Below are 431 nucleotides of genomic sequence, written 5' to 3'. Positions count from 1 at the left end.
ACGTTCGACGAAAAATTATGACAGACCAACACGACCAATGGAAATCGAGAGAACCTTGGGTAGTCCAAGATCCAGACCACAAACGAGAATGGGTAATGGAACAACCACTACGCTACTACATTCACCAAAACAAAGAAAAGGAATGGAGGGTCATTGATAGATGGTACGACTTAGCCCATGGCGATACGCATAAAACCAGAGGTGCTGCCATAAGAGCATTCTACAAATCTATGGATAGAAAAATCCCAACCGGAACCAAACTACCAGAGCTTCCTGATTCAAAATACTCAGGATAAAAGAATGAAAATCAGGTCGAACAAGGCAGTCGATGCAATGCCGACAAACGCCCGCCTCTTTTACTTCGGGCTTACCGAAATCAACAGTTTTCGACTTAGACACCTGTTCGAAGTCGGCATCGCATCACTTTGACG

2 protein-coding genes are annotated in these 431 nt (G+C 44.5%); both read left to right on the top strand.

All coding sequences use genetic code 11. The annotated features are described in order from the left end of the window. On the top strand, positions 1 to 296 hold a 296-nt coding region (locus tag QEH53_RS24045), incomplete at its 5' end, for a hypothetical protein (RefSeq protein WP_309025781.1). 4 nt (positions 297 to 300) lie between these two features. Continuing rightward, positions 301 to 429: a hypothetical protein gene (locus QEH53_RS24040; RefSeq protein WP_309025780.1), complete on the top strand. Its 129-nt coding sequence runs from the start codon at positions 301 to 303 to the stop codon at positions 427 to 429. Positions 430 to 431: the final 2 nt, after the last annotated feature.

This window comes from Pelagicoccus sp. SDUM812002 (assembly GCF_031127835.1).
Lineage (GTDB): Bacteria > Verrucomicrobiota > Verrucomicrobiia > Opitutales > Opitutaceae > Pelagicoccus.
This window is presented reverse-complemented; position numbering and strand designations above follow the sequence as displayed.

What these genes read in the sequence shown, in the direction of transcription:
- QEH53_RS24040 (WP_309025780.1), top strand. Translation starts at nt 301, where the DNA reads ATGAAAATCAGGTCGAACAAGGCAGTCGATGCAATGCCGACAAACGCC.